Annotated in this window: 1 protein-coding gene and 1 pseudogene; both read right to left on the bottom strand. The window is 72.1% G+C overall.

All coding sequences use genetic code 11. From position 1 onward, the window contains the following. Positions 1 to 331 precede the first annotated feature (331 nt). Positions 332 to 1,477 (bottom strand): helix-turn-helix domain-containing protein, encoded by a 1,146-nt coding sequence (locus Q4F04_RS15500; RefSeq protein WP_303370686.1) that lies wholly within the window; start codon positions 1,475 to 1,477, stop codon positions 332 to 334. 603 nt (positions 1,478 to 2,080) lie between these two features. After that, a pseudogene (locus tag Q4F04_RS15495) lies at positions 2,081 to 2,299 on the bottom strand (hypothetical protein); the annotation flags it as partial.

Raw genomic sequence — 2,299 nt, 5'->3', positions numbered from 1 at the left:
CGGGCGAGACCCGCAAGCTGCACAGCGGCTCGCCCCGCTTCGAGGGCTTCACCGCGATCCAGGAAATCACCGCCGACAGGGACTGAGGGCCGGGGAAGCATGATCCTTTCAGGATCGCCTGCCGCGTCGTCCTGACCCATGCCCTTGCGCCCCGGACGCGGGCAAGCGGGCATCTGTCCGGGGACCGCCCGAACGGCCCGGCGGCGGCAAGCCGAAGCTGTCCCCAAGGAACGCGGGGAAGCGTGCCGTCGCGGACGGATGCCCGGTCCGCCCGTGGCCCTGCCGGAAACACCCGCCCCCTTTCCGGGCGGGCGGGCAGGCGCCCCTGCCGCTAGGCCCTGCCCTTCAGCAGCCTGTCGATCCCCGTCATGGCGGCATCCAGTTCCGCCATGACGCGGCCAAGCCGGTCCTCGTCGAACCCTTCGCGCAGCCGGGACGGATGCGCCCCGCTTTCCCCCGGCCGCCGGGCCGTCCCCCGCGGCCTGCGGGCGGCCCCTGCGGGCGCCATGCGCGCGGCAAGCGACGGCAGCGCCCAGAAGCGCGCCGCGCGCCGGGCCGTCAGGTTCACGAGGCAGCCGGCCCCGGCAAGTTCGCCGATCAGGGACAGCGCCGTCCGCCGGGTCACGCCCAGGCGGTCCATGACCATGGCCGAGGTGACGACGGGCTGCAGCTTCACAAGCTCCACGAGGTCGGCCAGCCGCGAGCGGCCACGCGCCGCGGCGGCCATGGACTGCAGCCGCGCCAGTTCGTGGCGCAGGCCGCCCAGATGGCCGAGGTCATGGGACAGGCTGCGGGACGCGGCCCCGAGAAAGGCGGGCAGGCCCGAAAGCGGCGACCAGGCGCGAAAGCCGTTGCGGGTCAGCGCGACCGAGGGCGCAAGGACCCAAGCCCCTTCGGCGGGCATCAGCAGCGCCCGCGCCCCGGCATCCTCGGGCTGGGGGCCGGGCGCGTGCGGCGACAGCCCGCGCAGGTGGCGCGCGGCGCCCTCGACGGCCATGAAGACCAGCCGCTCGGCCACCGGGCTTTCCCGGCGCGAGCGCAGCGCGTAATCCGCCGCCGCCCGCCAGCCCGCGAGGATCGGCACCTGCGCCCAAGGTCGCCCCGCCTCGGCCACAAGCGCCAGTTCGGCATCCTCCAGCCGGTCCGCGGCCCGGCCAAGGGGGGCAGCCGCGGCCTCGATCCGGCGAAGCGTCCCGACCGGCGCGGCAAAGGGATCGCCCGGCCGCCGGGCGACCGACAGGATCTTCAGCGCCATCCCCGTCGCCCGCGCGTCCTCGGCGACGGCCACCGCGCCGGTCAGGCGCAGCACCATCCCCGGCACCGTGATCCGTTCCCCTTCCAGCCCGGCAGAGGCTGCGGCTTCAAGCAGGCTCGCCTCGGTGCGCCACAGCCGGGCCAGCGCGGGGTCGGCCAGAAGGATGCCTTCGAGCCGCCCGGCAAGGGTCTCGGCCCCGAGGATGAGCGCGGCGCTATCCATCTGGAATCTTGAATGTCCTGGACATCCGGTTTTTCATATCACGGGTCATCTCAACTTGCAGGGCGTTTTCGCCGCCCGGCCCGCCGCGACCGGCCCCGGCGACGGCAGGTCCCGTCGCCCGACGGATGCCCGCCCGCCGGAAAGATCACGCGAAACCCCCTGCCCTGCCGTGATCGCCGCCACCGCGCCGCGGCTGGGTGCGGCAACCGATCCGCCTTGAAGACGTCTGCAAACGGCCGTTTCCTCATACATTATGGATTTGCAAGAACGCTTGCGGCCCGCCGTTTGCAGGAAAGAGACATCATCTCGTCCCGCGGCAGGCAGTTCCGGCCCCCCTGCCTCAACCGCCTCTCAAGCAGGCGCCCGTCGTTCTGCGCCTCCATCACCGGGCCGGGCATCCCCCCGCACTTCCCGGAACCGCCGCGGATGTGCCATATCCCCGCCGATCATCCCTTGCCCAAGGTCCCCATGCAGTCATGACAGCAGCCGCGCGCAGGACAGGACCGGGACCAAAACCCCCGACCGGGCCTGCGGGCGGTGCCCGGCGGCCGGCCCCGCCATGCTGATCGGCTACGCCCGCGTTGTCTAATCGCGGGTAGCGGGTCAAGCGTCCTTTGCGGCGTCTCCGCCAAGACCCTCGTCGGCCATTTCATCACCAAGCAGGTCTCGGCCGGCTCGTTTCAACGAGCCATCGGCATGAAGGTAGTAATAAAGGGTTGAGGGCCTGATCCCGCCCAACTCAGCGCAGATCGACGCGATCGACCGTCTGCGATCGGCCATGAGGTGCCGGGCGTAGCGCAGCTTGTCGGCCGTCATGATACG

The organism is Paracoccus sp. (in: a-proteobacteria), from assembly GCF_030536915.1.
In the GTDB taxonomy this organism is placed as follows: Bacteria; Pseudomonadota; Alphaproteobacteria; order Rhodobacterales; family Rhodobacteraceae; genus Paracoccus.
Note: the sequence above shows the minus strand (reverse complement) of the source record. Positions and strands in the feature narration are given on the sequence as shown.